Origin of the sequence: Streptomyces sp. NPDC059534, from assembly GCF_042743475.1 — a bacterium.
Taxonomy (GTDB): Bacteria; Actinomycetota; Actinomycetes; order Streptomycetales; family Streptomycetaceae; genus Streptomyces.
Genome location: NZ_JBHWAQ010000062.1, coordinates 1 through 25,842 on the forward strand (window position 1 = coordinate 1; position 25,842 = coordinate 25,842).

Annotated in this window: 21 protein-coding genes and 1 pseudogene; 4 read left to right on the plus strand and 18 right to left on the minus strand. The window is 71.8% G+C overall.

The genetic code is table 11. The features are described 5' to 3' along the window. Positions 1 to 260: 260 nt before the first annotated feature. A complete protein-coding gene (locus tag ACFVZH_RS37400; protein WP_384904661.1) occupies positions 261 to 1,442 on the minus strand; it encodes a glycosyltransferase in 1,182 nt (393 codons plus the stop codon). A 247-nt stretch (positions 1,443 to 1,689) separates the two neighbouring features. Here ACFVZH_RS37400 and ACFVZH_RS37405 point away from each other — a divergent pair, with 247 nt between their 5' ends. From ACFVZH_RS37405 to ACFVZH_RS37415, 3 genes are all read left to right on the plus strand, one after another. Then, positions 1,690 to 1,953, plus strand: a complete 264-nt coding sequence (locus ACFVZH_RS37405; RefSeq protein ID WP_367828023.1) for a hypothetical protein — start codon at positions 1,690 to 1,692, stop codon at positions 1,951 to 1,953. Between the two features lie 65 nt (positions 1,954 to 2,018). Next, complete coding sequence (gene purB, locus ACFVZH_RS37410; RefSeq protein ID WP_384904663.1) at positions 2,019 to 3,290, plus strand: adenylosuccinate lyase; 1,272 nt, start codon at positions 2,019 to 2,021, stop codon at positions 3,288 to 3,290. Further along, positions 3,274 to 3,675: a GNAT family N-acetyltransferase gene (locus tag ACFVZH_RS37415; RefSeq protein WP_384904665.1), complete on the plus strand. Its 402-nt coding sequence runs from the start codon at positions 3,274 to 3,276 to the stop codon at positions 3,673 to 3,675. Before purB ends, ACFVZH_RS37415 begins: the two co-directional genes overlap by 17 nt. Before the next feature lie 89 nt (positions 3,676 to 3,764). Here the strand turns inward: ACFVZH_RS37415 and ACFVZH_RS37420 are convergent, their stop codons facing one another. The 15 genes from ACFVZH_RS37420 to ACFVZH_RS37490 all read right to left on the minus strand — a co-directional run bounded on the left by ACFVZH_RS37420 (position 3,765) and on the right by ACFVZH_RS37490 (position 22,642). After that, positions 3,765 to 5,702, minus strand: coding sequence for a multicopper oxidase family protein (locus ACFVZH_RS37420; RefSeq protein ID WP_384904667.1), 1,938 nt, complete (start codon positions 5,700 to 5,702; stop codon positions 3,765 to 3,767). A gap of 91 nt (positions 5,703 to 5,793) precedes the next feature. Next, positions 5,794 to 7,578 (minus strand): ABC transporter ATP-binding protein, encoded by a 1,785-nt coding sequence (locus ACFVZH_RS37425; protein WP_384904669.1) that lies wholly within the window; start codon positions 7,576 to 7,578, stop codon positions 5,794 to 5,796. A 30-nt stretch (positions 7,579 to 7,608) separates the two neighbouring features. After that, a complete protein-coding gene (locus ACFVZH_RS37430) occupies positions 7,609 to 8,829 on the minus strand; it encodes a ketosynthase chain-length factor (protein ID WP_384904671.1) in 1,221 nt (406 codons plus the stop codon). Then, entirely contained in the window at positions 8,826 to 10,100 is a 1,275-nt protein-coding gene (locus tag ACFVZH_RS37435) for a beta-ketoacyl-[acyl-carrier-protein] synthase family protein (RefSeq protein WP_384904672.1), read from the minus strand. The genes ACFVZH_RS37430 and ACFVZH_RS37435 overlap by 4 nt, the downstream gene beginning before the upstream one ends. Next, positions 10,097 to 10,423, minus strand: coding sequence for a TcmI family type II polyketide cyclase (locus ACFVZH_RS37440; protein WP_384904673.1), 327 nt, complete (start codon positions 10,421 to 10,423; stop codon positions 10,097 to 10,099). The genes ACFVZH_RS37435 and ACFVZH_RS37440 overlap by 4 nt, the downstream gene beginning before the upstream one ends. Positions 10,424 to 10,818: 395 nt before the next feature. Beyond that, positions 10,819 to 11,715: an ABC transporter permease gene (locus ACFVZH_RS37445; protein WP_384904675.1), complete on the minus strand. Its 897-nt coding sequence runs from the start codon at positions 11,713 to 11,715 to the stop codon at positions 10,819 to 10,821. Beyond that, entirely contained in the window at positions 11,702 to 12,583 is an 882-nt protein-coding gene (locus tag ACFVZH_RS37450; protein WP_384904676.1) for an ABC transporter ATP-binding protein, read from the minus strand. Before ACFVZH_RS37450 ends, ACFVZH_RS37445 begins: the two co-directional genes overlap by 14 nt. A gap of 39 nt (positions 12,584 to 12,622) precedes the next feature. Further along, entirely contained in the window at positions 12,623 to 13,735 is a 1,113-nt protein-coding gene (locus tag ACFVZH_RS37455) for an aliphatic sulfonate ABC transporter substrate-binding protein (protein ID WP_384904678.1), read from the minus strand. Next, positions 13,735 to 15,069 carry a sulfate adenylyltransferase subunit 1 gene (locus ACFVZH_RS37460; protein WP_384904680.1) on the minus strand — a complete coding sequence of 445 codons (1,335 nt, stop codon included), beginning with the start codon at positions 15,067 to 15,069 and terminating at the stop codon, positions 13,735 to 13,737. The genes ACFVZH_RS37455 and ACFVZH_RS37460 overlap by 1 nt, the downstream gene beginning before the upstream one ends. A 2-nt stretch (positions 15,070 to 15,071) precedes the next feature. Beyond that, entirely contained in the window at positions 15,072 to 16,010 is a 939-nt protein-coding gene (gene cysD / locus ACFVZH_RS37465; protein WP_384904682.1) for a sulfate adenylyltransferase subunit CysD, read from the minus strand. Further along, on the minus strand, positions 16,007 to 16,591 hold the full coding sequence (cysC, locus tag ACFVZH_RS37470) for an adenylyl-sulfate kinase (protein ID WP_384904684.1): 585 nt from the start codon (positions 16,589 to 16,591) through the stop codon (positions 16,007 to 16,009). Before cysC ends, cysD begins: the two co-directional genes overlap by 4 nt. Positions 16,592 to 16,692: 101 nt before the next feature. Beyond that, positions 16,693 to 17,469 (minus strand): alpha/beta fold hydrolase, encoded by a 777-nt coding sequence (locus ACFVZH_RS37475; protein ID WP_384904686.1) that lies wholly within the window; start codon positions 17,467 to 17,469, stop codon positions 16,693 to 16,695. Positions 17,470 to 17,582: 113 nt separating this feature from the next. Next, positions 17,583 to 18,191, minus strand: a complete 609-nt coding sequence (locus ACFVZH_RS37480) for a response regulator transcription factor (protein WP_366305793.1) — start codon at positions 18,189 to 18,191, stop codon at positions 17,583 to 17,585. 71 nt (positions 18,192 to 18,262) lie between these two features. Next, on the minus strand, positions 18,263 to 20,236 hold the full coding sequence (locus ACFVZH_RS37485) for a histidine kinase (RefSeq protein ID WP_384904688.1): 1,974 nt from the start codon (positions 20,234 to 20,236) through the stop codon (positions 18,263 to 18,265). Between the two features lie 201 nt (positions 20,237 to 20,437). Beyond that, entirely contained in the window at positions 20,438 to 22,642 is a 2,205-nt protein-coding gene (locus tag ACFVZH_RS37490) for a TOMM precursor leader peptide-binding protein (RefSeq protein ID WP_384904690.1), read from the minus strand. Positions 22,643 to 22,980: 338 nt separating this feature from the next. Between ACFVZH_RS37490 and ACFVZH_RS37495 the strand changes: the two genes are divergently transcribed. Continuing rightward, entirely contained in the window at positions 22,981 to 23,865 is an 885-nt protein-coding gene (locus tag ACFVZH_RS37495; RefSeq protein WP_384904692.1) for a BTAD domain-containing putative transcriptional regulator, read from the plus strand. A gap of 200 nt (positions 23,866 to 24,065) precedes the next feature. On the opposite strand, the gene ACFVZH_RS37500 is transcribed toward ACFVZH_RS37495, so the two are convergent. Further along, positions 24,066 to 25,565 carry a long-chain fatty acid--CoA ligase gene (locus ACFVZH_RS37500; protein WP_384904694.1) on the minus strand — a complete coding sequence of 500 codons (1,500 nt, stop codon included), beginning with the start codon at positions 25,563 to 25,565 and terminating at the stop codon, positions 24,066 to 24,068. Positions 25,566 to 25,655: 90 nt separating this feature from the next. Further along, a pseudogene (locus ACFVZH_RS37505) lies at positions 25,656 to 25,842 on the minus strand (hypothetical protein); the annotation flags it as partial.

Consider the following 25,842-nt stretch of genomic DNA (forward strand, 5'->3'; position numbering starts at 1 on the left):
CCCCCCCCCCCCCCCCCCCCACCGGGCCCCCCCCCGCGCCCCCCCGCCCCCCGCCGCCCCCCCGCGACGGCCGGCCCGCCAAACCCCCGCGCGGCCCCTTCCGCGTATCCCGGCACGCCCGGCCCCGCCCCGTACGCCCCGCCCCCGGCCCCGTACGCCCCTCGCCCGTCCCGTCCCGTACGCGCGCACGCGCATCGCCCCGGGACCGTCGGAGGGGTTCTCCGTGGTCCCGGGGCGATGCGCGGTGCCGGGAGGTGCGCTTAGCGGGAGGCGAGGGCCTCCAGCTTGGGCACGATCTCGGCGGGCGTCGGCAGCGTGGAGATCTCCTTGGCGAGGAACTGCGTCCGCTCGGTGTAGCTCGGCGTCTCCAGGAGCTCCTTGCAGGCGGCCGCGATCGTCGCGCCGGGCGCCTGGTCGGGCCGCTCCTCCACGGGCCACAGCGTCTTGCCCGCGCCGAAGCCGGTGATCGCCTTGGCGATCGACTCCCGGTGGTAGTTCGGGGGGAACTCCGGGGGGTTCTCGGGGATGATCAGCTGCGGCACGCCGTTGGCCATGAGCGTCGTGGCCGTGGTCGCGCCACCGTGGTGGACCGCCAGGTCACAGGTGGAGGCGGCGACGTCCATCGGGATCCAGCCGACACGGGCGTCGCCCAGCTCCCCGCCGAAGCGCTCGGCGGCACCCGGGGAGGCCGCGATGAGCACCTCGGCCCCCAGCTTGTTCAGCTCGCTGACGAGCAGCGGCATGGACCAGCCCGGGTCGCGGAACATCAGGCTGCGGAAGCCCGAGGTGACGAGCACACGACGACGGCCCTCGGGCTTCGTGTACATCCAGCGCTCCAGGCGGCGCTGCGGGTTGCTGGGGATCCAGCGGATCGGCTGGGCCGTCGGGTCGTGGGACGGCCGCAGCGACGGCGGGGTCGAGTCGAGGAGCAGGTCGGGCTTGAGCAGCCCGTCCACGCCCAGGCGCTCCAGCTCGGGCCGGAGCTCCTCCTCCGCACCCGGGTCGATGCCGGTGAGCGGGATGCCCAGGTACTCGACCTGGCGGACGTACGGGACCTTGAGGTGGGCGGCGAGCAGCATCGCCGCGTAGCTCTGCGAGCTGCCGACGATCACGTCGGGGGTCCAGTCCTTCGACAGTTCGAGGAGGGACTCGACGCCGGCCAGGCCCATGCGGGCGAAGCCGCGGCCCTGGCCGAACATCTCCTCGTCGCCGAGCTCGCGGGGGAACCGCAGACCCTTGCCGGGGTTGGTGATCCGCATGAAGTGCCGGATCGGGTCGACCGTGTAGCAGAACGTGGGAATTCCGATGGCCTCCGCGGTATCCACCCACGGTTCGTGGGCGGCCAGCATGACCTGGTGACCCGCGTTCCGTGCGGCCGTCGCCAGCGGTGCGGCGGCGTAGAAGGTGGCCTGGCTGCCCGTGGTGATGAACAGGATTTTCATGGCACTCCGGATGCTTTTCGTGAGACGCGGCCTGACGTATTTGTGAACAGCACCGATGTTCCACAGCGCGCGCTTTTTCTGTCAAACAGCCTCTATAAGGCGAGAGCGTTCGATTGCGGATTTCGCGCAGTTGAACACGGTGAACACTCGACCCTGTTGCCGCCGCACCGGGTCCTGACCACCATATGGTCAGGACGTGCAGGCGAGAAAGCCTTCTTAAAGCGGATACAGAAAGTCGGTGGCCCACATGAACACGCTGATCTACAACGCCCGAATGGCTCTCCGGGACATCATGGAAGTCAACATCTACACGCAGGGCAACGACAAGGTGTATCTGACCGTTTTCCCGGACCTGATCTGGGAGGGCACCGAGGAGACCCACACCGAAAAGGTCGTCCACTCCATCGTCGAGCGCCTCCACGACATGGATCTGGCCCTCGCCGGCGGCGACGCCGACATTCGGACCCTGGTGGACTCCGGCGTCGTGGAGATCGTCCGCAAGGTCGCCTGAAATCCGGTGCGCCGCGCCGTCGCTTCCGGCGGGCCCGCGGCCATTCCTGAGGAGGTACGAAGGTCGTGATCGCCCGTTATGCATTGCCCGAGATGGCGGAGCTCTGGTCCGACCAGGCCCGCTACACCACCTGGGCCGAGGTCGAGGTGCTGGCCTCGGAGGCCCAGGCGCTGCTCGGGCGCGTTCCCGAGGCCGCCCTGGAGCACATCCGGCGGGCCCGGGTGCCGGCGGCGGCGCGCGTGGCGGAGCTGGAGCGGGAGCGGGACCACGAGATCCTCTCCTTCCTCGCCGCGTTCTGCGAGGACCTGCCGGACGACTCCGCCCGGTGGGTGCACCTCGGGATGACGAGCTACGACCTGGTGGACACGGCCCTCGGCCACACCCTGGCCCGGGCCTGCGACCTCCTGATCGGCGCGGCGGAGCGGCTGCGCGGGGTGCTGGTCGACAAGGCGGTCGAGCACTGGGACACGGCGTGCATCGGGCGCACCCACGGCATGCACGCCGAACCCACCACCTTCGGCCACAAGCTCGCCGGCTTCGCCTTCGCGGTCGACCGGTCGATCCGGCGCCTCGTGGACGCGCGGGAGCAGGTCGCGGTGGGCACGATCTCCGGCTCCGTCGGGACGTACGCGCTGATCGACCCCTTCGTCGAGCAGCATGTGTGCGCCGCGCTCGGCCTCGGCGTGGAGCCGGCGCCGAGCCAGGTCGTGGCCCGCGACCGGCACGCCCAGCTCGTCCAGGCGATCGCCACGCTCGGCGCCTGCGTCGAGCAGATCGCCGTCGAGGTCCGGCTGCTGTCCCGCAGCGAGGTCCGCGAGGTGGAGGAGCCCCGCACGGCCGCCTACCAGGGGTCGAGCGCCATGCCGCACAAGCGGAACCCGACGACCAGCGAGCGGCTCTCCGGCCTCGCCCGGCTGCTGCGCGGGTACGCCGGGACGATGCTGGAGAACGTGGCGCTCTGGCACGAGCGGGACCTCTCCCACTCGTCGGTCGAACGGGTCGTCCTGCCCGACGCGTTCACCATCGCGCACTACCAGGTGACCGCGGCGGCCGACCTCGTCCGGGACCTCCAGGTGTTCCCGGACCGGATGCGGTCCGCGATCGACCAGACAGGCGGTCTCGCCTACAGCTCCGCGGTCCTCGCCGATCTCCTGGAGAGCGGCAGCGAGCGGGAGAAGACCTACCGGACGATCCAGGACGCCGCGAACGGCGAGGACTTCTTCACCCTGCTCAGGACCGAGGGAATCGACGCCGATCCCGTCGGGCCCGAGCGCTACCTGGTACACCACGACGTCATCTACAAGCGGTTGGAGAACCTTCGTGAGCTGGAGCATTGAGCGGGAGAACGGCCCCGACCTCGACCTCGGGGACGTTCTGCGGGTCTACCGCGAGTCGGGTCTCGGCGAGCGCCGGCCGATCGAGGAGACCGAGCGCATGGCGGCCATGGTGCGCAACGCCAACCTGGTCGTCACCTGCCGCGTCGACGGCGAGCTCGTGGGCATCGCCCGCAGCATCTCGGACTTCTCCTACGTGACCTACCTGTCCGACATCGCCGTGGTCCGCGACCACCAGCGCTCGGGCATCGGCCGGGAGCTCATCGACGCGACCCGCAAGGAGGCGCCGCAGGCCAAGATCGTCCTGCTGTCGGCGCCCGCGGCGGCCGAGTACTACCCGCACATCGGCTTCACCGCCCACCAGTCGGCCTGGGTCCTGAACCCCTGAGCCGTCCCCGTCCGCCCGTGCCCGCGTCCGTCCCCCGGCGCGGGCACCGGCATGTCCCCGGCGGGCCCCGCGCCCGCCGGACCGACGGCTCAGTGGTGGCCGCCGCCGTGCAGGTGCGCGGCCGGGGTCACCACGAGGGGCCGCATCATGTGCTGCTCGTGCTCCAGCATGTGGCAGTGGTGGACGCCCCTGCCGACGACGGGGAACCGGACGGCCACGGTGACCAGTTCGCCCGGGGTGCCGTTCGGCCCCGGCACGATCTGGCCGGCCGTCCCCACCCGGATGACGTCCTTCTCGCCGAGCTCGTGCGGTTCGAGGGCCGACTCCGCCCTGAAGGCGATCGGCCGGGCCGAGCCGCGGGCGATCCGGTCGAAACCGGTGATGTCGTAGCTCTCCCGGGACATCACCTGGAAGTGCGCCAGATGGATGTGCATGGGGTGGGGGGCGGCGGTGAGGTTGAGGTACTTCCAGATCTCCGTGCCGTCGTGCGCCACGGTGATCGTGTTGCCGTCGTCGTACGCCATCGACGTCCGGCGCAGCGTCGTCACCGTCCCCTCGGCATTCCGGACCTGGACGACCCCGGCGGCCGGGAAGGTGAGGCCCGCCGGGTCGATCTCCTCCATCTCCCACAGCTCCGGCATGTTCCCCGTGCCGGGGCCGACCGTCACGATCCACCGGTGGCCGTGCTCGTGCGGGAGGTCGTCGTGGGTGAGCCGCTTGAAGGTGGGGGAGAGGACCTCGGGCAGCGTGAACCGCCTGGCCGGCTTCCGGTCGGCGACGCGGAACTGCATGACGTCCGGCTCCAGGAGGTCGTTGCGCCGGTCCGGGGCGCCGGGCGCGACGCCCTGGAGGGTGTTGACCAGCTTCACCGCCCGCCCGCGGAACGCGCTGAAGTCGACCAGCACGTCGACGCGTTCGCCGGGGGAGAGGTTGAGCGCCCCGTCGACCGCGATCGGCCGGTCGATCAGGCCGTGGTCGGTCCCGATGACCTGGAGCGCGCCCGGCACCGGCACGCCGTCCGCGAGGAGCATCAGCCGGTAGATCCGGGAGTTCGCGGTGTTGACGATCCGGAACCGGTACCAGCGAGGATCGACCTCCAGGTAGGGCCAGACCACCCCGTTGACCAGGGTGTACGGCGCCGCGTGCGGGCGCATCAGCCGCTGCGCGCCGACCATCTCCACCTTGTGGAGCAGCCGGCCGGTGAGCGCGCCCGAGGCGTCCGTCGCGAAGTTGCGGTCGGCGAGGATCAGCGGCACGTCGTGCGCGCCCTTGGGCAGGCCGATCGCCCGCTCCTCGGCGTTGCGCGAGACGAACATGCCCGCGAGCCCGGCGTACACGCTGAAGCGGCTGAGGTGGTGGGTGTGGTCGTGGTACCAGAGCGTCGTCGCGGCCTGGGCATTCGGATACGCCGACAGCTGGACGTCGCCGGGGCCGATCAGGTTCTCCATCCAGCCGTCGTTGCCGCCGCCGGTCAGCATGCCGTGCAGGTGCGCGGCGCCCCACGGCGGCATCGACGCCACCCCGGCGACCTCCTGGCAGTTCTCCGCGCCGGGGTAGTTGGAGAGCGGGTCGGGCATCGGTCCCTTGGCCTGGCCGAAGTCGACGGCGCTCACGGGTATGTCGCCGGTCAGGTGGTTCTCCCAGGCGACCCGCAGCGGCCGGCCGCTGACCGTCTCGATCGTGGGGCCCGGGTAGGAGCCCTCGTAGGTCCACATCGGCACCGGCGGGAGCTCGGAGTGCACGGTGACGTCGGCGGTGCGCATGCGCACGGTCAGCTCGTCGTGGTCTCCGCGCTCGCGGGGACGGAGCACCGGCGGTATCCGCAGCGGGTCCTTGAACTTCGTCAGCATCAGACCGGCCGCCGACGCCTCGGGCCCGCCGGGGGCGGCTACGGCCGCGGCCCCCGGCCTGGTGAAGCCGGGGACCGCGGCGACCATCGCGGCCAGGCCGGCGACGGAGCCGTAGCGGAGCACCGTACGCCGGTTCGGTCCGGGAAGGTCGATTGTTTCGGGATGTGTCGGTTCCATGCGGGGAAGCTAGGAACGTCCGCTCACGTCGTGCTCGAGTTCGGCTGCAACTTTCCGGCCAATCCTGTTCCGCTTGTGTTTGGGGAAGGCCCTACCGCAGCGCCACCGCCATCTCGGTGTCCCGGTTGACGAGCATCGCGTAGTGGCCGCCGAGGGCGAGCAGTTCGTCGTGGGTGCCGCGCTCGGCGACCCGCCCCCGGTCGAGCACGACGATCTCGTCCGCGTCGCGGATGGTCGAGAGCCGGTGCGCGACCGTGATGGTGGTGCGGCCGGCGCTCGCCGCGTCGATCGCCCCCTGAACTGCCTGCTCCGTCTGGGTGTCCAGGGCACTGGTCGCCTCGTCGAGCACCAGGATCGGAGGGTCGCGCAGGATGGCGCGGGCGATCGCCAGCCGCTGCTTCTCCCCGCCCGAGAACCGGTAGCCGCGCTCGCCGACCACCGTGTCGTAACCGTCCGGCAGCGACATCAGATAGTCGTGGATCTGCGCGATCCGCGCCGCCGCGACCAGCTCCTCGTCGGTCGCCCCCGGCTTCGCGAACCGAAGGTTGTCGGCCACTGTCGCGTGGAACAGGTACGTCTCCTGGGAGACGACCCCGACCGTGGCGGCGAGCGTCGCGAACGACAGGTCGCGCACGTCGATCCCGTCGATCGTGACCGTGCCCGACGTCGGGTCGTACAGCCGGGGGATGAGATAGCTGAGCGTGGTCTTGCCCGAGCCGGTCTCCCCGACGATCGCGAGGCTGCGTCCCGCGGGGACGGTCACGTCCACCCCGTCGAGCGTCGGCCGCTCCGCCGACGCGTACGAGAAGCCGATGCCCCGCATCCGCACCTCGCCCCGCAGCTCCGTCGGCTCGACCGGCCGCTCCGGCTCGGCGACGTCGACCGGCAGGTCCAGGTACTCGAAGATGCGGCCGAACAGCTCCAGCGAACTCTGCAGGTCGATCCCGATGGTCAGCAGCCGCTGCGCCGGCCGGAACAGGGCCTGCTGGAGCGTGGTGAAGGCGACCAGCGCGCCGATCGAGATGGCCATGTGGCCACCGCTCCCGGTCAGCCCCGCCACCCAATAGATCACCGCGGGCATGGACGCCATGACGACCCAGATCGTCGACTGGTACCAGAGGCCCGCCGTGCTCGCCCGGACCTCGATCTCGGTGAGCTTGCGGGACTGCCGGGCGAAGTTGTCGGTCAGCGACCGCGAACGGCCCATGGTGTGACCGAGCATGATCCCGCTGACCGACAGCGACTCCTGCACGATCGACGACAGGTCGGCGAACTGCCGCTGACGGTCCCGGGTGATGACCCGTCGCTCGTCACCGACGTGCCGGCTCACCCACACGAACGCCGGCAGGATGACCAGCGACGCGATCGTCAGCCGCCAGTCGAGCAGCGCCATGGCGGTGGTCGTGGCGATCACGATGGTCACGTCCGACACCAGCGCCGTGGCCGTGGTCGTCACGGTGACCTGCATCCCGCCGATGTCGTGCGCGATGCGGGACTGGACCTCGCCGGTACGGGTCCGGGTGAAGAAGGCCAGCGACATGCGCTGGAGATGCGCGTACACGCCGGTGCGCAGATCGTGCATGACGAGCTGGCCGATCTTGGCGGACACATGTGTCTGCCAGACGTTGAACGTACTGGTGGCGATCGACACGACGATCATGCCGAGCGCGAGTACGGACAGCAGCCCGGTCCGGCCCTGCGGCAGTGCCACGTCCATGATCTCGCGGATCAGGAACGGGTTGACGAGGGAGACCAGGGACGATCCCACGACCAGCGACGCGACGAACAGCAGGCTCCTCCGATACGGGCGGAACAGCCCGAGGATGCGGCGTTTCTGGACGGGGAGATGAGCGGTGGCCGACCCGGTGGTGCTCACCCTGGTCTCCTTCTCTTTCGGCTCTTTCGGTCAGTTCCAGTCGACGGAACGCACGACGACTGCGGAGTTGAAGCCGCCGCGGCCCCGCGCCAGGACGAGCGCGGTGGCCACCGGGGCCTCCCGCGGCTCGGTGACCAGATCCAGGTCGTAGTCGGGAGACAGGGTGACGTTCGCCGTCGGCGGGATCACCCCGTCCCGCATGGCCAGGAAGGCGGTCGCGACGTCCAGGGGCGCGGCCCCCGAGCCGAGTCGGCCCGTCATGGTCTTGGGCGCCGTGACGGGGACCGCCCGCGGACCGAAGACCTCGCTGATCGCCGTCGCCTCGATCCGGTCCAGCTCCCGCGTACCGGCCGCGTCCGCGAAGACGACGTCGATGTCGCCCGCCGACAGACCCGCGTCGGCCAGCGCGACCTCGATCGCCTTGCGCAGCGTCGGCTCCCGCCCGCTGTCCGGAGCCGGGTCGAACGTCGAGCCGTAGCCGAGGATCTCCCCGTACACCTGCGTCGCGCCGCGCCGGCGGGCGGCCTCGGCGTCCTCCAGGATCAGCAGGGCGCCGCCCTCGCCGGGCACGTACCCGGACGCCTCGGCGTCGAAGGGCAGGTACGCCCGGTCGGGCCGCTCTTCGGTGCTCAGCTCCCCGGTGGTCAGCTGGGCCACCCACCCCCACGGGCAGATGGCGGCGTCGACACCGCCGGACAGGATCAGATCGCTGCCCTTGCGGACCAGCCGGCGCGCGTGCGCGAGGGCGTCGAGCCCGCCCGCCTGGTCGCTGACCACCACGCCGCTGGGCCCGCGCAGCCCGTGCCGGATCGAGATCTGGCCGGTGTTCACCGCGTAGAACCAGGCGAACGACTGGTACGCGCTGACGTACTGGCTGCCCTGGCTCCACAGGTTCTGCAGCTGGCCCTGGCCGAACTCGAAGCCGCCGGAGGTGCTGGCGGTCATCACGCCCATGCCGTACTCGTCGGCCTCCTCGGTGCTCACCCCGGCGTCGCCCAGCGCGTGCTCGGCGCCGACCAGCGCGAGCTGGGTCATCCGGTCGGTCTGCGGGATGAGCCGGCTCGGCAGGTGCTCCTTGACCTCGAAGCCCTCCACCTCGCCGGCCAGCTTCGACGGGTACTGCTCCGGATCGAAGCGCGTGATGCGGCCGATGCCGCTCCTGGACGCGCGGGTGGCGTCCCAGTACTCCTCCACGCCGAAGCCGTTGGGGGAGACGATGCCGATACCGGTCACCACGACCTGGGTGCTCATGCCGTCGTGTTCCTGTCCGGTCGGGCGAGGACCATCGCGCTCTGGAAACCGCCGAATCCGCTGCCGACGGTCAGTACCGCGTCGGTACGCCAGTCGCGCGCGGTCCGCGGCACGTAGTCGAGGTCGCATTCGGGGTCGGGCTTGTGCAGGTTGGCAGTCGGGGGTACCACGTTGTTCTCCATGGCCAGGACGGAGGCGGCGATCTCGATCGAGCCGATCGCGCCGAGCGAGTGCCCGACCATCGACTTGATCGAGCTCACGGGGGTGCGGTAGGCGTGCTCGCCGAGACTGCGCTTGAAGGCGCTCGTCTCGTGACGGTCGTTCTGCTTGGTTCCCGAACCGTGCGCGTTGATGTAGTCGACGGCCTCCGGGGCGAGCTTCGCCTCGTCGAGCGCCGAGCGGATGGCCTCGGCCATCTCCCGGCCGTCGGGACGCAGCCCGGTCATGTGGAAGGCGTTGCACCGGCTGGCGTAGCCGGCGATCTCGGCGTAGATGTGGGCCCCGCGGCGCCGCGCGGACTCCAGCTCCTCCAGGACGAACATCGCGGCGCCCTCGCCGAGGACGAAACCGTTGCGGGTCAGGTCGAAGGGCCGGGAGGCGTGCTCCGGGTCGTCGTTGCGCGGGGTGGTCGCCTTGATCGCGTCGAAGCACGCCACGGAGATCGGCGAGATCGGCGCGTCGGTGGCACCGGTGACGACCACGTCGGCCGAGCCGTCGCGGATCAGCTCGGCGGCGTAGCCGACCGAGTCGATGCCCGAGGTGCAACCGGTGGACACCACGGTCGAGGGACCCTCGGCGCCGACCGCCCAGGCGACCTCGGCGGCGAAGGAGCTCGGCACGAAGTAGTTGTAGAGGTGGGGGACCGCGTACTCGTGGTCGACGAGGGCCAGCCGGCCGCCGTCGCTGACGACCCGGTACTCCTCGTCGAGGCCCATGGTGGCGCCCACGGCGCTGCCGACGGCCACGGCGACCCGGTGCGGCTCGACCGCGCCCAGCTCCAGTCCGCTGTCCGCCAGCGCCTCGCGGGCCGTGACGAGCGCGAACTGCGCGGCCCGGTCGGTGCGCCGGATCTCCTGCGGGGTCAGCCCGTGCTCGTACGGGTCGAAGTCGATCTCGGCGGCGACCCGGGAACGGAACGGCGTGGGGTCGAAGAAGGTGATCCCCCGGGTCGCCGTACGGCCGTCGCTGAGCAGGCTCCAGAAGTTCTTGGTCCCGATGCCGCCCGGGGCCGTGACCCCGACACCGGTGATGACCACGCGCCGGCCGGTCACGCCGACTCCCAGGTGTAGAACCGCTTCGCCATGGCGTCCGCGGGCGAGCGCCAGGTCGTCGGGTCGTACGCCTCGATGAACGGCTTCAGGTCCTGGCTGATCCCGACGAAGCGCGGATCGCTCTTCGCCTGTTCGATCAGCTCGCCGCCGTTGTCGTCGTCGAAGTCCTGAAGATGGAAGTACAGACCGTTGTACATGAAAAGCTGACGTCGCCGAGTCCCCATGCGGTGCGGCATGTCGGTCTCGTCGAAAGCAGCGAAAAGCCGAGCCACGTCAGCACTCGAACGAGAATCCATTCTGGCCACTATCAGATTGCTGTGCATTCGACCGCCTCCTCGATGATTTGCTGCGCCTATCGCAGATGCTTGACCAGTGCCGCCCATGTGGCGAGCTCCTCTTCCGACAGCGGTGGCAGGCAGGGCTGGTCGGCAAGCGGGATCCCGAAGTCCCTCCCGTCGTAGGGGGGATACATTCCGCTCCACGCAAAACCCATCCACATCAGGCCCTCACCGAAGTTCTTCGATAGGGATCGCATGGCGGATCTGAGCCTCGCGCCCATGTCAATCTCCATTCGCCGGGAACCACCCACCGCCACCTTGTGCGATGTCCCTCAAGGAGGGGTCGGAGGTGTATCGAATTCCGCTGGAGAACGCGACGGAGAGACGCGAAAGGGGCGGTTCCCCGAAGGAACCGCCCCTTTTCGACTGAAACACAGGAATTACTGCGCGGCGACGAGCAGCCCCCGGGCGCGCAGCACCCTGCGCTCGACGGGGGCGAAGACCAGCAGGTCCACGGCGACCCCGACGACGAAGATCAGCAGGATGCCGAGCAGCACGCCGGCCATGTCGGAGAACTCCCGCTGGTTCTCCAGGTAGCGGCCCAGCCCGAGCCCCAGGTCCGGCGAGGACGCGATCAGCTCGGCCGCCATCAGCGAACGCCAGGAGAACGCCCAGCCCTGCTTGAGCCCCGCCAGATAGCCGGGCAGGGCGGCGGGCAGCAGTACGTGCCGGGCGCCCCGCAGTCCGGTCGCGCCCAGCGTCCGGCCGGCCCGCAGGAACAGCGGCGGCACCTGGTCGACACCGGCGATCAGCCCGTTGGCGATCGACGGCACGGCGCCCAGCAGGATCACCGCGTACATCGCGGAGTCGTCGATGCCCAGCCAGATGACGGCGGCCGGCACCCAGGCCACCGACGGCAGCGACTGGAGACCGGAGAGCACCGGGCCGAAGGCGGCCCGCACCGGCTTCACCCGGGCGACGAGCAGACCGATCGGCGTCCCGATCGCGACGGCCGCGAGGAAGCCCGACAGACCGCGCCAGACGCTGGTCCAGATGATCGAGAACAGCGTGCCCCGGTACCAGAGATCGGTCAGCGCGGCCCAGACGGCCGCCGGGCTCGGCAGCTTGTCGGGGGTGGTCAGACGCAGGCTGTACGCGAGCTGCCAGGCGCCCAGCACCAGCAGGGCGCCCAGCACCGGCGGCAGCACCTTCTCCCGCAGTACCCGGCCGGGCGCGGTGCGCGGCGCCCGCACGGTCTCCAGCGCGTCGAGGCCGGCCCCGACACCGGCGGAGTCGTCCACCGGGGGCGGGGTGAGGAGGGTGTCACTGCGGGACATGGCGGCGGATCTCCCCACGGAGGTGCTCGGTGATGTCGGTGGTCAGCTCGGCCGCCCTGGCCGAGTCGGCGCGCAGCGCCGGCGGCAGGTCGATCCGCCACTCCCGCGCGATCCGGCCGGGCCGGGAGGAGAGCAGGACGACGCGCTGGGCGAGCCGGACGGCCTCGCGCACGTTGTGGGTGACGAACAGGACGGTCAGCCGGCGCTCCCGCCAGATCCGGGTGATCTCGTCGTGCAGCACGTCCCGGGTGATGGCGTCGAGCGCGGCGAACGGCTCGTCCATCAGCAGGACCCCGCCCCCCTGGGCGAGCGACCGGGCCAGGGCCACGCGCTGGCGCATCCCGCCGGACAGCTCGTGCACCCGCTTGGCGTGCGCGCCGCCGAGGCGGACGAGTTCGAGGAGCCGCTCGGCCTCGGCCCGGCGCTCCCCGCGCGGGACGCCCGCCAGGCGCAGGGCCAGTTCGATGTTGCCGCCCGCGGTCAGCCACGGGAACAGCGCGTGGTCCTGGAACATCAGCGCCGGGCGGGCGCCGGCCACCTCGATGGTCCCGGAGCTCGGCTCGTCGAGGCCGGCCACCAGGTTGAGCAGGGTGGACTTGCCGCAGCCGGAGGCGCCGACCAGGGTGACGAACTCGCCCGGGGCGACGTCCAGACTGATGTCGTCGAGCACGGGAGCGGCGGCGCCGGGGCGGCCGAAGGACTTGGAGACACGGGCGAGCCGGACGGCGGGCCGCCCGCCCGGCGCCTGGGCGCCCGCCCGGACTCCGGCCTCGGGGGCGGCCGGCGGGGTCGCCTCCGGGGCGCCCTGCTGCGTCCCCTTCGGAGCGTCCTCCGGGGCGTTCTGCGGGGTGGTCAGTGCCGTGGTCATGCCGGACACCTCCTGCGGGATGGTCGGGGTACGGGAGCGCTAGTGGGCGCCGAGTCCGGCGTCCGGCACGGCGGGCCGCCCCGCCGCCTTCAGCACCCTGTCGAGCAGGGTGAGGTCGTAGATCCCGGCGAGGTCGGGCTTCTCGATCAGGCCCGCGGTGACCGCGTGGTCGGCCTGGGCCCGCAGCGTGCCGGCCAGCGGGTCGTCGAGGAAGTCGATGCTCCGCCAGGCCGGGTCGAGGACGGCGGGGTCCAGCGCCTTGCCGGTGTCCCGCTCGATCCGGGCGTCGGCGTCGGCCTTCGCCCGCTCCCGGTGGGCCGCGATGTACGCGTTGGCCGCCACCGAGCCGCGCAGCACGGCCTCGACGACGTCCGGGTGCGCGGCCAGGAACTTTTGCGAGACGACGATGTTCGTGATCACGAACCTGCCGTCCGGCCACAGCGACCGCTCGTCGAGCAGCACCTTCGCGCCGAGCGCGACCAGCCGGGAGGCGGTCGGCTCGGGCACCCAGGCGCCGTCGATCGCGCCGGAGGCGTAGGCGTTCGGGGTCACCTTGTTGTCCGTACGGACGACGCCGACGTCCCCCGCGCCGGAGGCGGGGTCCACCCGCAGGCCGCGGCCCGCCAGATAGTGCAGCAGGGCGACGTCCTGGGTGTTGCCGAGCTGCGGGGTGGCGATCCGCCTGCCCCGGAGGTCGTCGAGGGAGGCGATCCTCGCCGGGTTCACGACCAGCTTCACGCCGCCGGAGGCAGAACCGCCGACGATCCGCAGGGCCTTGCCGCCGGACCGGGTGTAGCCGTTGATCGCGGGGGAGGGGCCGACCCAGGCGATGTCGATCGCGCCGGCGTTGAGCGCCTCGATCGCCGACGGGCCGGCGTTGAAGACCTGGGTCCGGATGCGGGTCGCGCCCAGCTCCTTCGCGAACAGGCCCGTCTGCAGGCCGACCAGGGCGGTCCCGTGGGTGAGGTTGGCGAAGTAGCCGATCCGCACGGTGTCGGCGGAGAGCCTCGGTCCCGCTCCGGCCGCGACGGCCCGGACCTCCGGGCCGGGCCCGGCGGCCCGGGAGCCGTAGCCGCAGGACGACAGCAGTCCGGCGACGGCCAGCACCGCGACGGCGGTCCGGGCGGCCGCCCGTCCGAGGGGGCCCCGCATCAGTACCGGTCCCCGTCGCCGGGCGTCCCGGCCGCGCGGACGGCCCCGAACGCCTCGCCCGCCATGCCGGCGGTGAGCGTGGTGCCGTCGGCCGGGTCGATCAGCAGGAAGGAGCCCGTGCGGCGGTTGTCGGTGTAGCTGTCGAGCACCAGCGGCTCGGCGGTGCGCAGCACCACGCGGCCGATGTCGTTGCCCTTCAGCCCGTCGGCGCCGGAGCGCTGTTCGAGGGTGCCGATGTCGATCCGGTACGAGATGTCCTTGACCAGCGCGCGCACGGTACGGGTGGTGTGCTTGAGCAGCACCTTGGCGCCGATGTGCAGCGGGCGTTCGTCGAGGTGGCAGACGCTGGCCTCGATGTCCTTGGTGGGCACCGGGGCCCGTCCGCCGGCGGCTATGAGGTCGCCGCGGGATATGTCGATGTCGTCGGCGAGCCGGACGGTGACCGACTGGGGCGCCCAGGCGGTGTCCGCCTCCTTGCCGAGGGCGTCGAGGCCCGCGACGGTGGTGGTGCGCCCGGAGGGCAGGACGGTGACCGGGTCGCCGACCCGCAGCACCCCGGAGGCCAGCTGGCCGGCGTAGCCCCGGTAGTCGGGGTGTTCGGCGCTCTGCGGGCGGATCACGTACTGGACGGGGAAGCGGGCGGGCTCCTCGCTCGGGTCGCCGCCGACGGGGACGGTCTCCAGGTGTTCCAGGAGGGTCGGGCCGCCGTACCAGTCCATGTGGGCGGAGGGTTCCACGACGTTGTCGCCGGCGAGCGCGGAGAGCGGGATCGCCACCACGTCCCGGACGCCCAGCTCGGAGGCGTAGGCGGTGAACTCCTCGGCGATGGCGGCGAAGACGGGCTCGGCGTAGTCGACGAGGTCCATCTTGTTGACGGCGAGGACGACGTGCGGGACGCGCAGGAGGGCGGCGACGGCGGCGTGGCGGCGGGTCTGTTCGACGACGCCGTTGCGGGCGTCGACGAGGACGACGGCCAGTTCGGCCGTGGAGGCGCCGGTGACCATGTTGCGGGTGTACTGCACGTGCCCGGGGGTGTCGGCGAGGATGAACCGGCGGCGGGCGGTGGCGAAGTAGCGGTAGGCCACGTCGATGGTGATGCCCTGCTCGCGTTCGGCCCGCAGGCCGTCGGTGAGCAGCGCCAGGTCGGGCGCCTCCTGGCCGCGCTTGCGGGAGGCGTGTTCGACGGCCTCCAGCTGGTCGGCGAGGACGGACTTGGAGTCGTGCAGGAGCCGGCCCACCAGGGTGGACTTGCCGTCGTCGACGGAACCGGCGGTGGCGAAACGCAGCAGCGAGGCGGCGGGGGCCTCCTGGGTGGTCACGGACGTGGTGGTCACGGCTAGAAGTACCCCTCGCGCTTGCGGTCTTCCATGGCGGCCTCGGAGAGCTTGTCGTCGGCCCGGGTGGCGCCGCGCTCGGTGAGGCGGCTGGCGGCGATCTCGGTGATGATGTCCGCGTCGGTGGCGGCGTCGGAGTCGACGGCGCCGGTGCAGGACATGTCGCCGACCGTGCGGTAGCGGACCAGCCGCTTCTCGACCCTCTCGGTCTCCTTGGGCCCGCCCCACGCGCCGGCCGTCAGCCACATCCCGTCGCGGGCGAAGACCTCGCGCTCGTGCGCGTAGTAGATCTCCGGCAGTTCGATGCCCTCCCGCTCGACGTACTGCCAGACGTCCAGCTCGGTCCAGTTGGAGAGCGGGAAGACGCGCACGTGCTCGCCGGGCGAGTGCCGGCCGTTGTAGAGCGACCACAGTTCGGGGCGCTGGCGGCGCGGGTCCCAGGCGCCGAACTCGTCGCGCAGCGAGAAGACCCGCTCCTTGGCGCGGGCCTTCTCCTCGTCGCGGCGGCCGCCGCCGAAGACCGCGTCGAAGCGGTGGGACTCGATGGCGTCGAGCAGCGGCACCGTCTGCAGCGGGTTGCGGGTGCCGTCCGGGCGCTCGCGCAGCCGGCCGGCGTCGATGAACTCCTGGACGGAGGCCACGTGCAGGCGCAGTCCGTGCCGGGCGGCGACCCGGTCGCGGTAGGCGATGACCTCGGGGAAGTTGTGCCCGGTGTCGACGTGCAGCAGCGCGAAGGGCACCGGCGCCGGCGCGAACGCCTTCAGCGCCAGGTGCAGCATGACGATCGAGTCCTTGCCGCCGGAGAAGAGGATCACCGGCCGCTCGAACTCGCCCGCCACCTCACGGAAGATGTGCACCGACTCCGCCTCCAGGGCGTCCAGGTGCGACAGCGCGAAGGGGTTCTCCGACGCCTCGGTCGGACGCCGGGTCGCGGTCGTCATGCCAGGCCCCTCTCGGTCAGGAAGGTGTGCAGCTCGGCGGCGGACTCGGCCACCGAGCGGCCCTGTGTCTGGATTCGCAGCTCCGGGCTCTCCGGCGCCTCGTACGGGTCGTCGACTCCGGTGAGGCCGGAGATCTCGCCCGCGGCCTGCCTCGCGTACAGCCCCTTGACGTCGCGCGCCGAGCAGAGCCCGACGGGCGTGGCCACGTGGACCTCCAGGAGCTCGGTGCCCCGGGCGGTGTGCCGGGCGCGGACGGCGGCGCGGGAGTCGGCGTACGGGGCGATGACCGGCACCAGCACCTTCACGCCGTGGGAGGCCAACAGCTGGGCCACGAAGCCGATGCGGGTGACGTTGGTGTGCCGGTCCTGCCGGCTGAAGCCGAGGCCGGCCGAGAGGAACTCGCGGATCTCGTCACCGTCGAGCACCTCGACCCGGTGGCCCCCGGCGCGCAGCCGCTCGGCGAGGGCGAGGGCGAGGGTGGTCTTGCCGGAGCTGGGCAGCCCGGTCAGCCACACGGTGGCACCGCGCGCGCGGGCCGCGGCCGCGGTGTCCCCGGCGGCCCTGGCGTGAGCTGTGGTCACGGCGATGTTCTCCCCGAAAGTGAGGTGGCGGCGGGGGCCCCGGCGGGCGTGTGGCCCACGGGCGGACGGCGCCGGGAGCCCCCGGAAGGTCGCGGAAGCCCTCAGGCGGTGGCGAACTCGGCCAGCGTCCGGCCGAGCACGTCCATGTCGATCCGGTGCCAGGAGCCGGGCAGTTCGAGCCCCCGGCCGTTGGGCAGCGCCTCCACCGTCGCCTGCGCCGCGGCGCGCAGCCAGGCGCTGGTGCTGTCGCTGTTGAGGACGAGGGTCTCCGTCCGGTAGCCGGCGAGCCGGTCGGCCGGGACGCTGTAGTCGCCGCAGATCAGCGTGTCGTACGCGAGGGTGTGGGCGTTCGCCTCGTTCATCGCCCAGATCGGGCCCTTGCGCCACTCGGCGATGGTGTCGGGGGTGAAGCCGAGGAAGCCGCCGAGGAAGTGCTCGACCGCCTCGTCGCGCCGGTCCTCGGCGAGGAGGACCCGGAGCGTCTTCGCGAAGTTCCAGACCGGCTTGGGGAATCCGCCGACCCGGAAGAACGGCTCGTGCAGGGCGAGCTTGGTGATCGGGGCACCGGCGAGCGCCGCCTCGATCGCCAGGTTCGCGCCGGAGGAGCCGGCGAAGAGCACCGCCTCGCCGCCGGCGGCCTCGATCACCGCCAGCAGGTCCTCTATCTCCCGCTCGACGGCGTACTCGGGGGCGTCGCCGCTCTGGCCGCGTCCCCGTCGGTCGTAGACGTACGTCGTGCAGTGGGGCGTCAGTTCGGGCACGAGGGCGTCGAAGATCGTGTGGTCGCGGAACGACCCGTTGAGAAGCACGATCGGCGGGCCTTCGCCCGCCTTCTCGTAAGCGATCGTCGTGCCGTCCCGGGAAACGACCTTGCGCATCTCGCACTCCTCATGCCGACCGGAGGTGCTCTCACCTCGCCTTATGTCGGCATCTTCGAGCGCGCCGCTGGATCACCGGTCGAGGACCGGTCGCGGGTGGCGGCCCGCCCCCCTCAGGACAGCCAGCCGGCCTCGGTGGCGATGCGTACGGCGTCGAGCCGGTTGCGTGCGTTCAGCTTCATGACGGTGGTCGTCAGGTAGTTGCGTACCGTGCCGATCGACAGATGGAGCTTCGCCGCGATCTCACTGGGTTCGTCGCCCTGCGCGGCCATGCCGAGGACCTCCGTCTCGCGTTCGGACAGGGGGTTCTCGCCGATGTCCCACGCGCTCATGGCGATCTGTGGATTGATCACCCTGCGGCCCGCGGCCACCTCCCTGACCGCCTGTGCGAGCCCTTCGGCCGGGGAGTCCTTGAGCAGGAATCCCGAGACGCGCGCGGCCATCGCCCGGCGCAGCAGACCCGGACGTCCGAGTCCCGTCATGATGAGCGTGCGGCAGTCCGGAAGCAGGTCGTGCAGTGTCTCCGCAGCCGTGAGACCGTCCATGTTCGGAAGGTCTACGTCCATGACGGCCACGTCCGGGCGGCACTCCAGCGCGGTCGGGACGATCAGATCGCCCCGGTCCACCACGCCGACGACCTCCAGGTCGGGCTCCAGTTCGAGCAGCGCGACCAGCGCTCCTCGCACCATGTGCATGTCCTCGGCAAGGAGAATTCTGATCACCCGATTCTCCACTTATCCCCCTTTTACCTTCCTTGAAGGTATGCAATGCGCCTTAAACTACCCGTGAACCGTCAGTTCGGGGCGCCCGAATGCGCGATCGAGTACTGCGGCTCGTGATCCGATGACAGTCCGCGGTATCCGCGGGCCACCAGCCGGACGTCCGCGAGCGCCTGACGCGAGATGTCGAGCACCGTCGTCAGCTCCTCCTGGGCGGGCCCGGGCGACCGGGGCAGCAGCCGGTGGATGAGTGCGCACTTCATCGTGACCTCGGAGAGGCTCGACCCCAGCACCTGGTGCAACTCGCGTTCCACGATCAGGCGTTCGCGGGCCACCGCCATCCGCACCAGCGCGCCCCTGGCCTCGTGCAGTTCGGTGACCAGCCGGTACAGCGCGGTGAACGCGTAGACGGCGAGACCCGCCATCAGCGACGAGTCGGTCTCGTAGACGATCTCGTACAGCGAGTCGCCCGCGGCCACCCCCACCGGGACCACGACGGCGACCGAGGCCGTGTACAGCACCCACCGGAGCTTCCCGCCCACGGTGAAGAGGAACGATCCGGCAAGGAACCCGGCCATCGACCCCCACGGCCCGCCGAGCCACAGCAGCGGCGCGTACGTGGCGGCGGCCAGGACTCCGAGACCGAGCACCCGGGCATACCCCGGCCAGGTGTGCGTGGGCCGCAGCGACAGCTGCAACTGCACCGCCACCACGACGGCGAGACAGCCGAGGAAGGCGAGGACGGCGGCGCCGGACGTCGTCGTGGCCGCCACGTTGATCACGGTGATGAGCGTGTAGCCGGCCAGGACGGCGAGCAGCATGGCCCGCGCCACCCGCGGCGCCCAGGGCCGGGCGGCCTTCCGCTGCTCCTCCGGCTCCGGCTCCGCGCGGCGCTCCTCCCGCCGGGGGACGGCCGGGGTGCGGGCGACGACCTCGAACCAGCCGTCCTCGGCCGGACCGCCGCTCAGCTCGCCGCCGATACCGCGCAGCCGGGTCGTCAGATTGCCCAGCCCGCTGCCGCCGTCGGGGAGCGTGTCCGGACTGGCCTCGCCGACACCGTCGTTGCGGATCCGCAGGGAGACCGTCCCGCCCTCGCGGGTGGCGGTGATCAGGCAGTGCTGCGCCTTGCTGTGCCGCAGCGCGTTGGTGACGGCCTCGCGCAGCACGATGGCCAGGACGGTGTCGACCTCGCGCTCCAGCGGACCGCAGGCGAGGTCGGCCTTCGCCTCGATCTGCGCGGCGCGGAGGACCGAGAGCGCCGACTCGGCCTCGGCGGCCAGGGACATGTCGCGGTAGCCGGTGGCGACGACCCGCACGTCGGCCAGGGCCTCGCCGGCGATGCCGAGGACCTCGGCGACCTCGGACCTGGCCCGGTCGGGCGCCGTCGGGAGCAGCCGGTAGCCGAGCTCGCTCTTCAGGGCGATCGCCGAGAGGCTGTAGCCGAGCAGGTCGTGCAGGTCGTGGGCGACCCGCAGCCGTTCCTGGATGACGGCCATGCCGGCCAACTCGCGGCGGGTGTCGCGCAATTCGGCGACCAGGTCGGAGAGGGAGCTGACCCCGTAGATGATGAGGCTGGCGAGCAGTGTCGCGCCGAATCCGTAGGCCGCCTTGTCGGGCCCGGCGAGTGCGACGACGGCGGCGACGATGGCCGCGACGACGCCGGCGTACAGCGGCCAGCGGGGCCGGCCCGGCACCGTCAGGAGGACCGAGCCGGCGAGCAGTCCGGCCATGGCGCCCCACGGCATTCCGAGCCAGATCAGGGGAAGGAAGGTGACGACGGCCTGCGCGGACAGGGTCAGCGCACGGGTGCGGGCGGGCCAGGCGCGAGGCCGGCGGGTGGAGTGCGCGTACTGCAGGGCGAGAACGGCCGCCATGCTGACGGCGAGTAACGCCAGTCGGCCGGGGCCAGGATTCTCGTCACGGACGGCCAGCGCGGTGACGACGGTGTGTCCGGCGAGGGTGCCCAGGGTGACCTGGAGGGCCATGCGTGATGCCTGCACGCCACACGCGTCGTCCGGGTCGTCCTCGCCCTGGGGTGCGTCGAGCATCAGCGCGCGCCTCCTAGTCCGACCAGGGTGGACGAGAGCACAGGCGACCGCCCGAGTACCCCCCTGAATACCGTCGGTGATCATACCCGGGAAGTAACGGCTTGTCATGAGCACAATTTTCACTTTTCAGGCTTCTTCGGCGGGGCTCCGACCGCCATCAGCGGTGATGCCCCTACCCTCCTTTCCGGGCTTTTCCGGCTCTTACAGGAACAGCGGTATCGGGTTCAGATCCTCGTACGCCGTAGGGGAGTTGAGCCTTCCGAGCCGTACCGGCACGTCGAACAGACGACCCGGCGCGAACCGCGCCCAGAAGTGCCGGAGCCCGGGGACGACGACCTTCACGACCGGAAGGCCGAGATCCGGCCGCGTCTGGTCGAGGACGAACACCTCCAGACCGTGCTTCCGGGCCAGTGCGCAGAGATCGTCCAGGTCGTCCCGGAGGTCCGCGCGCGGCACATGGCCGAAGTCCGCCGGCGTCCGCGCCGGCCGCTCCGGATCCGGTACGAGATACGGCTGTTCGGCGACGGTCGCGCCGTGCAGCCAGTCGAGCAGGTGCCGCGGCAGCTTCGACACCGACCCGCCCGTCACGGCGGGCAGCAGCTGGCCCAGCTCGGTGACGGCACGGCTCAGCGCGACGGCCGGATCGAGGTGCGCGCCGAAGCCCAGCATGATCTCCTCGGCCGGCCCGTCGACACGGCGCGACACCGCGGCCATCACCGGAATGCCCAGATCGGCGGTGAGGTCGAGCACCCAGAGCGTGCGCCCCAGCTCGCTGAATCGTTCCGGCAGAGCGGAGATCCACGCGTCGCCGAACGACTCCAGATCCACCCCGGCGTGCCGCGTCCGGTTGTACCACCACAGCGCGACGGCATCCCGCTCGACCAGTTCCAGGAAGCCCTGGAGGATCGCGTCCTCCAGCGAGCCGCCCGCGGCGTTCCCGTTGGAGTCCGCGACGATCGACCCGACCCCGTCGGCGTCGAAGTACAACTGGCTCGTCGGCAGCAGCCGGTGCCGGCCCTCGGTGAGCGACCACACGGGCGTCCACTCGATCTCGGCGTCCTCGTCGAACGGCTCCGGCACGTACTGGAACGGAATCCCCGGCGCGTTCCACCGCTCCCGCTCCCGGTACTGCCGCTCGTCGAACAGCATGCACGCGCCCGGATGCACCGCGTCGGGCGCCAGCGCACGGTAACTCCCCAGCACCGTCGCCTCGTCACGGAACCGCGACGCGCTGTACCGCTCGACCGCCTCGCAGAGCCCGCTCACCCGCGCGTCCAGATCGGTGCGCCCCTTGCCGCCGCTCTGCATCCGCAGCCCGGCGCGGAACGTCGACAGATCCGACCCGGCGAACGCCAGGTTCGGCCCCGCCTGATAGCAGTGCAGGAACGACGGGCTGCGCGGATCGCGCACCACCCGCTCCACGATGCCCGTGAGCGGATCGGCGAGATGACCGAACCGCGCCCACATCTCCTCCGCCGACAGCGCCCGGTGGCCGTTGCCCGCCGCGACGCCCTTCGGCCGCGACACCGGCCGCACCGGCTGCCGCGCCCGGTCCGCGACCAGCCCCGGATCACCGCAGTCCGCGCACTGCGGACGACGCTCCACGGGATGGTGACCGGCGCTCAGCGTCAGCGTGTCCAGGGACCAGACCGCGTTCTGACTCTCGTCACGCAGGCCCGCGAGCCACTTCGCCGCCTGGAGCGCCGCCGTCTGCAGCCCCAGCTCCCGCGTCGCCGCCAGCGATGCCTCCGGCACCCGCACCGGCCCCGCCAGACCCAGCGCGCGCCGCACCTGGCCCTCACCGCGCCGGTGGGAGCGCAGCCGTACCGCCAGACACGACCAGCAGGGACCGGAACCCGGCTGGAACACCGGACCGATGCAGAGCTGCGCCCCGTAGGGCTTGGCCGGCAGCCACGGCCGGCCGTCCGCGATCCGGGCGGCGTTGAAGTCGGCAAGCGCCGGGTCGAGGTAGTCGTCGCACACGACCAGCGTGAAGGGCGCGTCCGGGCCGCACGTCAGGCCCGCCGCACGGCAGGCGCGCTCGGCGGCCTCCGCGTCGGCGCCGCCGATCGCGACGACGCTCACCTCGGCCTCCACCGGGTCGCCCACTCCGGCGAGGTCCCAGTACGCCCCGGCCGCCGCGTCCTGCGGGCGGTCCGCGTGGAATCCGACGAGACCCGCGGAGGCGAGCCGGCCGAGCATGCCGTCCAGCTGCTCGGCGGGGATGTCCACGGCCGCGCGCAGCTCGTGCAGGGTCAGCGAGCCGTCCAGCAGCGGGGCCATCTTCTGTATCGCGGCGCCCGAGAGGGCCGTCGTGCCTCGCGGGGAGACGAGGTAGACCGCCTCACCCGGGACGATCTCGGCCCGGAAGTGGCGCCGGAAACCTATCCGTTCGTCAGCGCGCACGGTGCGCCGCTCTATCGCGCCGCGTCGACGGGCGTGGTGTAACACCACGGGCACGGGTTCTCCCCGTCGGACGGGGAGCCGTCGAGGTTCTCGATGATCAGGTCGTCGAAGCCGGGAGTGGTCTGCATGACGTCGCCTCTCTCTTCCGCCTGCCGCAGCCGATTCGTCGCTGCGGTGCCCGAAGTCAACAGCGACCCCGGCGAGGGCCGCCATGCGCCGATTCACGTTCCCCATGTGAATTCTTCATACGGGAGAGATGTGCAGCTCAGTGGGCAACTCCCGGTGCCCTGGGCATGCTGGATACCGAGATCGATAGGTGCGATGCCTGGAGGAACGCAATGTCCGAAGGTCCTACAAGGTTCGACCCCGTCAACGCCGGTCAGCAGCCCGGACCGCTGAGCATCGGACTGCTCGGCTCGCTGTCCCTGCATCTCGACCGGACGCCCGTGACGGCGAGCGCACCCAAGCAGCGGCAGGTGCTGGCGCTCCTCGCCCTGAACGCCGGCCGGGTCGTGACCGTACCGGCGCTCATCGAGGAACTGTGGGGAGACCGCCCCCCGCGCAGCCACGCCACCACCCTGCAGACGTACGTCCTCCAGCTCCGCAACGCGCTGGCGGCCGCCGACTCCGGCCGGCCCGGCGTGCGCCAGATACTCGGCACCTGCCACAGCGGCTACCTCCTGGAGGACGGCGCCTGTACGACGGACGTCGAGGTCTTCGAGCGCCACGTCCGCGCCGGCCGCAACGCCTCCGAGGCGGGCGACCACCGCCGCGCCTCGGAAGAGCTGCGCCAGGCGCTGCAGTTGTGGCGGGGGCCCGCCCTCGTCGACGTCCGCAAGGGCAGCGTCCTGGAGATCGAGGCGGTGTCCCTGGAGGAGAGCCGGCTCGGCGCCCTCGAACGGCGCATCGAGTCCGACCTCGCCCTCGGCCGCCACGCCGACCTGCTCGGCGAGCTGACCCGGGTCGTCGCCCGGAACCCCATGAACGAGAACCTCTGCGCCTACCTGATGATCGCCCTCTACCGGGCGGGCCGTGTCGGGCGCTCCCTGGAGGCGTTCCACCGCCTCCGGTCCGTGCTCAACCACGAGCTGGGCGTCGAGCCCTGCCCCCGTCTCCAGGGCCTCCAGACGGCCATCCTCTCCGGGGACCCGACCCTGGACGTCTGGTCCGTCTCCTGGTCCCCCGAGGAGTTCGCCGCCAACCGCCTCGCCCGCGCCTCCTGACCCCCGGGTCGGAAGCCTCCCCACCCGCAGGAGCCGTCCCGACGGCACACGGCTCCTGGTGGGAGGCGGGCGGACGGCCGGCCGCCCGCCGTCAACCGCCGGGGCACGTCCAGCCGTCCGGGTCCGCTCGGCCCCCGGTCCGACCGGGCGTCCGCTCAGACCCGGTCCGATGAGCCCCGCCCGGCCCTTCCCGGACCCTCTCAGCCCTCGATCGTGATCTCCCGCTTCAGGATCTTGCCCGTGGGACCCTTGGGCAGCCCCGGCACCAGCTGCACGATCCGCGGGTACTTGTACGGGGCCACCCGGGCCTTCACGAACGCGCGCAGCTCGTCCGCCGTGACCTCCGCACCCGGCTTCAGGGTGACGACGGCCGCGACCTCCTCGCCGTGCACCTCGTGCGGGACGCCCACCACGGCGGCCTCGGCGACGGCCGGGTGCTCGTAGAAGACCTCCTCGATCTCGCGCGGGTAGACGTTGTACCCGCCGCGGATCACCAGGTCCTTCTTGCGGTCCACGATGAAGTAGAAGCCGTCCTCGTCGCGCCGGGCGAGGTCGCCGGTGCGGAACCAGCCGTCGGTGAACGCGGCCGCGTCGGCCTCGGGACGGTTCCAGTAACCCGACATGACGTTCGGGCCCCGCACGGCGATCTCGCCGACGTCGCCCTCCGCGACCTCCTTGCCCTCGTCGTCGACCAGCCGGACCGACACCCCCTCGATCGGGGTGCCGATCGACCCCGGCTTGCGGGGGCCGTCGAGCGAACCGAAGGTGACCACCGGGGCGGTCTCGGACAGGCCGTACCCCTCGACGACCGGACAGCCGAAGGCGGACTCGAAGCGGTACAGCACCTCCACCGGCATCGCCGAGCCGCCGGTGACACAGAGCCGCAGCCCGTCCTCGCCCGTCAGCCCGGTGGAGCCGGCCGCCTCGGCGGCGGCGAGCAGGCCCAGGAACATGGTGGGCACGCCCTCCATCACCGTGACCCGGTCCCGGGAGAGGATCGCCAGCGCCTTCGCGGCGTCGAAGCGCGGCAGCAGCGTGATCCGGGCGCCGGTGAGGACCGCCGCGTTCAGACCGCAGGTCTGGCCGAAGACATGGAAGAACGGCAGCCCGCCGAAGACCGTGTCCGAGTCCGACATCCCGAGCACCCGCGCCACGGTCGCCGTGTTGGAGCCGAGGTTGCCGTGGGTGAGCCGGGCCCCCTTGGGCCGGCCGGTGGTGCCGGAGGTGTAGAGGAGTACCGCCAGGTCGTCGTCCGTCCGCTCCACGACCTCCCCGAGCGGCTCGGCCGCGGCGAGCGCGGCCCCGAAGCCCGGGTCCGTCACGTCGACGCACTCGATGCCCAGCTCCGCCGCCGCGGCCCCCGCCTCGGCCATCGCGGCGCCCCAGGCCAGGATCAGCCGGGCGCCGCAGTCAGCGGCGCTGTAGCCGATCTCCCCGGACTTCAGCAGCGGGTTCATCGGGACCGCGACCGCCCCGGCCCGCAGCACGCCGTAGTAGGCGACCGCGAAGTGCGGGATGTTCGGCAGCAGGATCGCCACCCGGTCGCCCGGCCCGACCCCCTGCCCGGCCAGCCAGCCCGCGACCAGCGCGCTGTGCTCGTCCAGTGCCCGGTAGCCGAGCGCCTGGTCGTCCAGCTGGATCGCCGTGCTGTCCGGCCGCGCCGCGGCGGTACGAGCCAGATTCAGGGCCAGATTGGTCACCGTCGACCTCTTTCCGATGGGTTCGGGCATTCCTGTCAGGCAGGCTATCCGCCGCTCTCGGCGCACTGTCCGCAGCCCTTGCCGGTGAGGTCAGAGGCTGCGGGCGGTGATGTCGCCGTAGGAGGTGGTGGCGTGGATGGTGAGGGTGGCGTCGGTGCCGTCGGCGTTCTGGAGGGTGTTGGTGATGCGGCCGTGGGCGGTGGAGGCGTCGAGGGTGGCGGAGGTGCCGCGGGCGGCGCCGACGGTGATGGCTCCGGCTTCGGTGCGCAGGGTGACG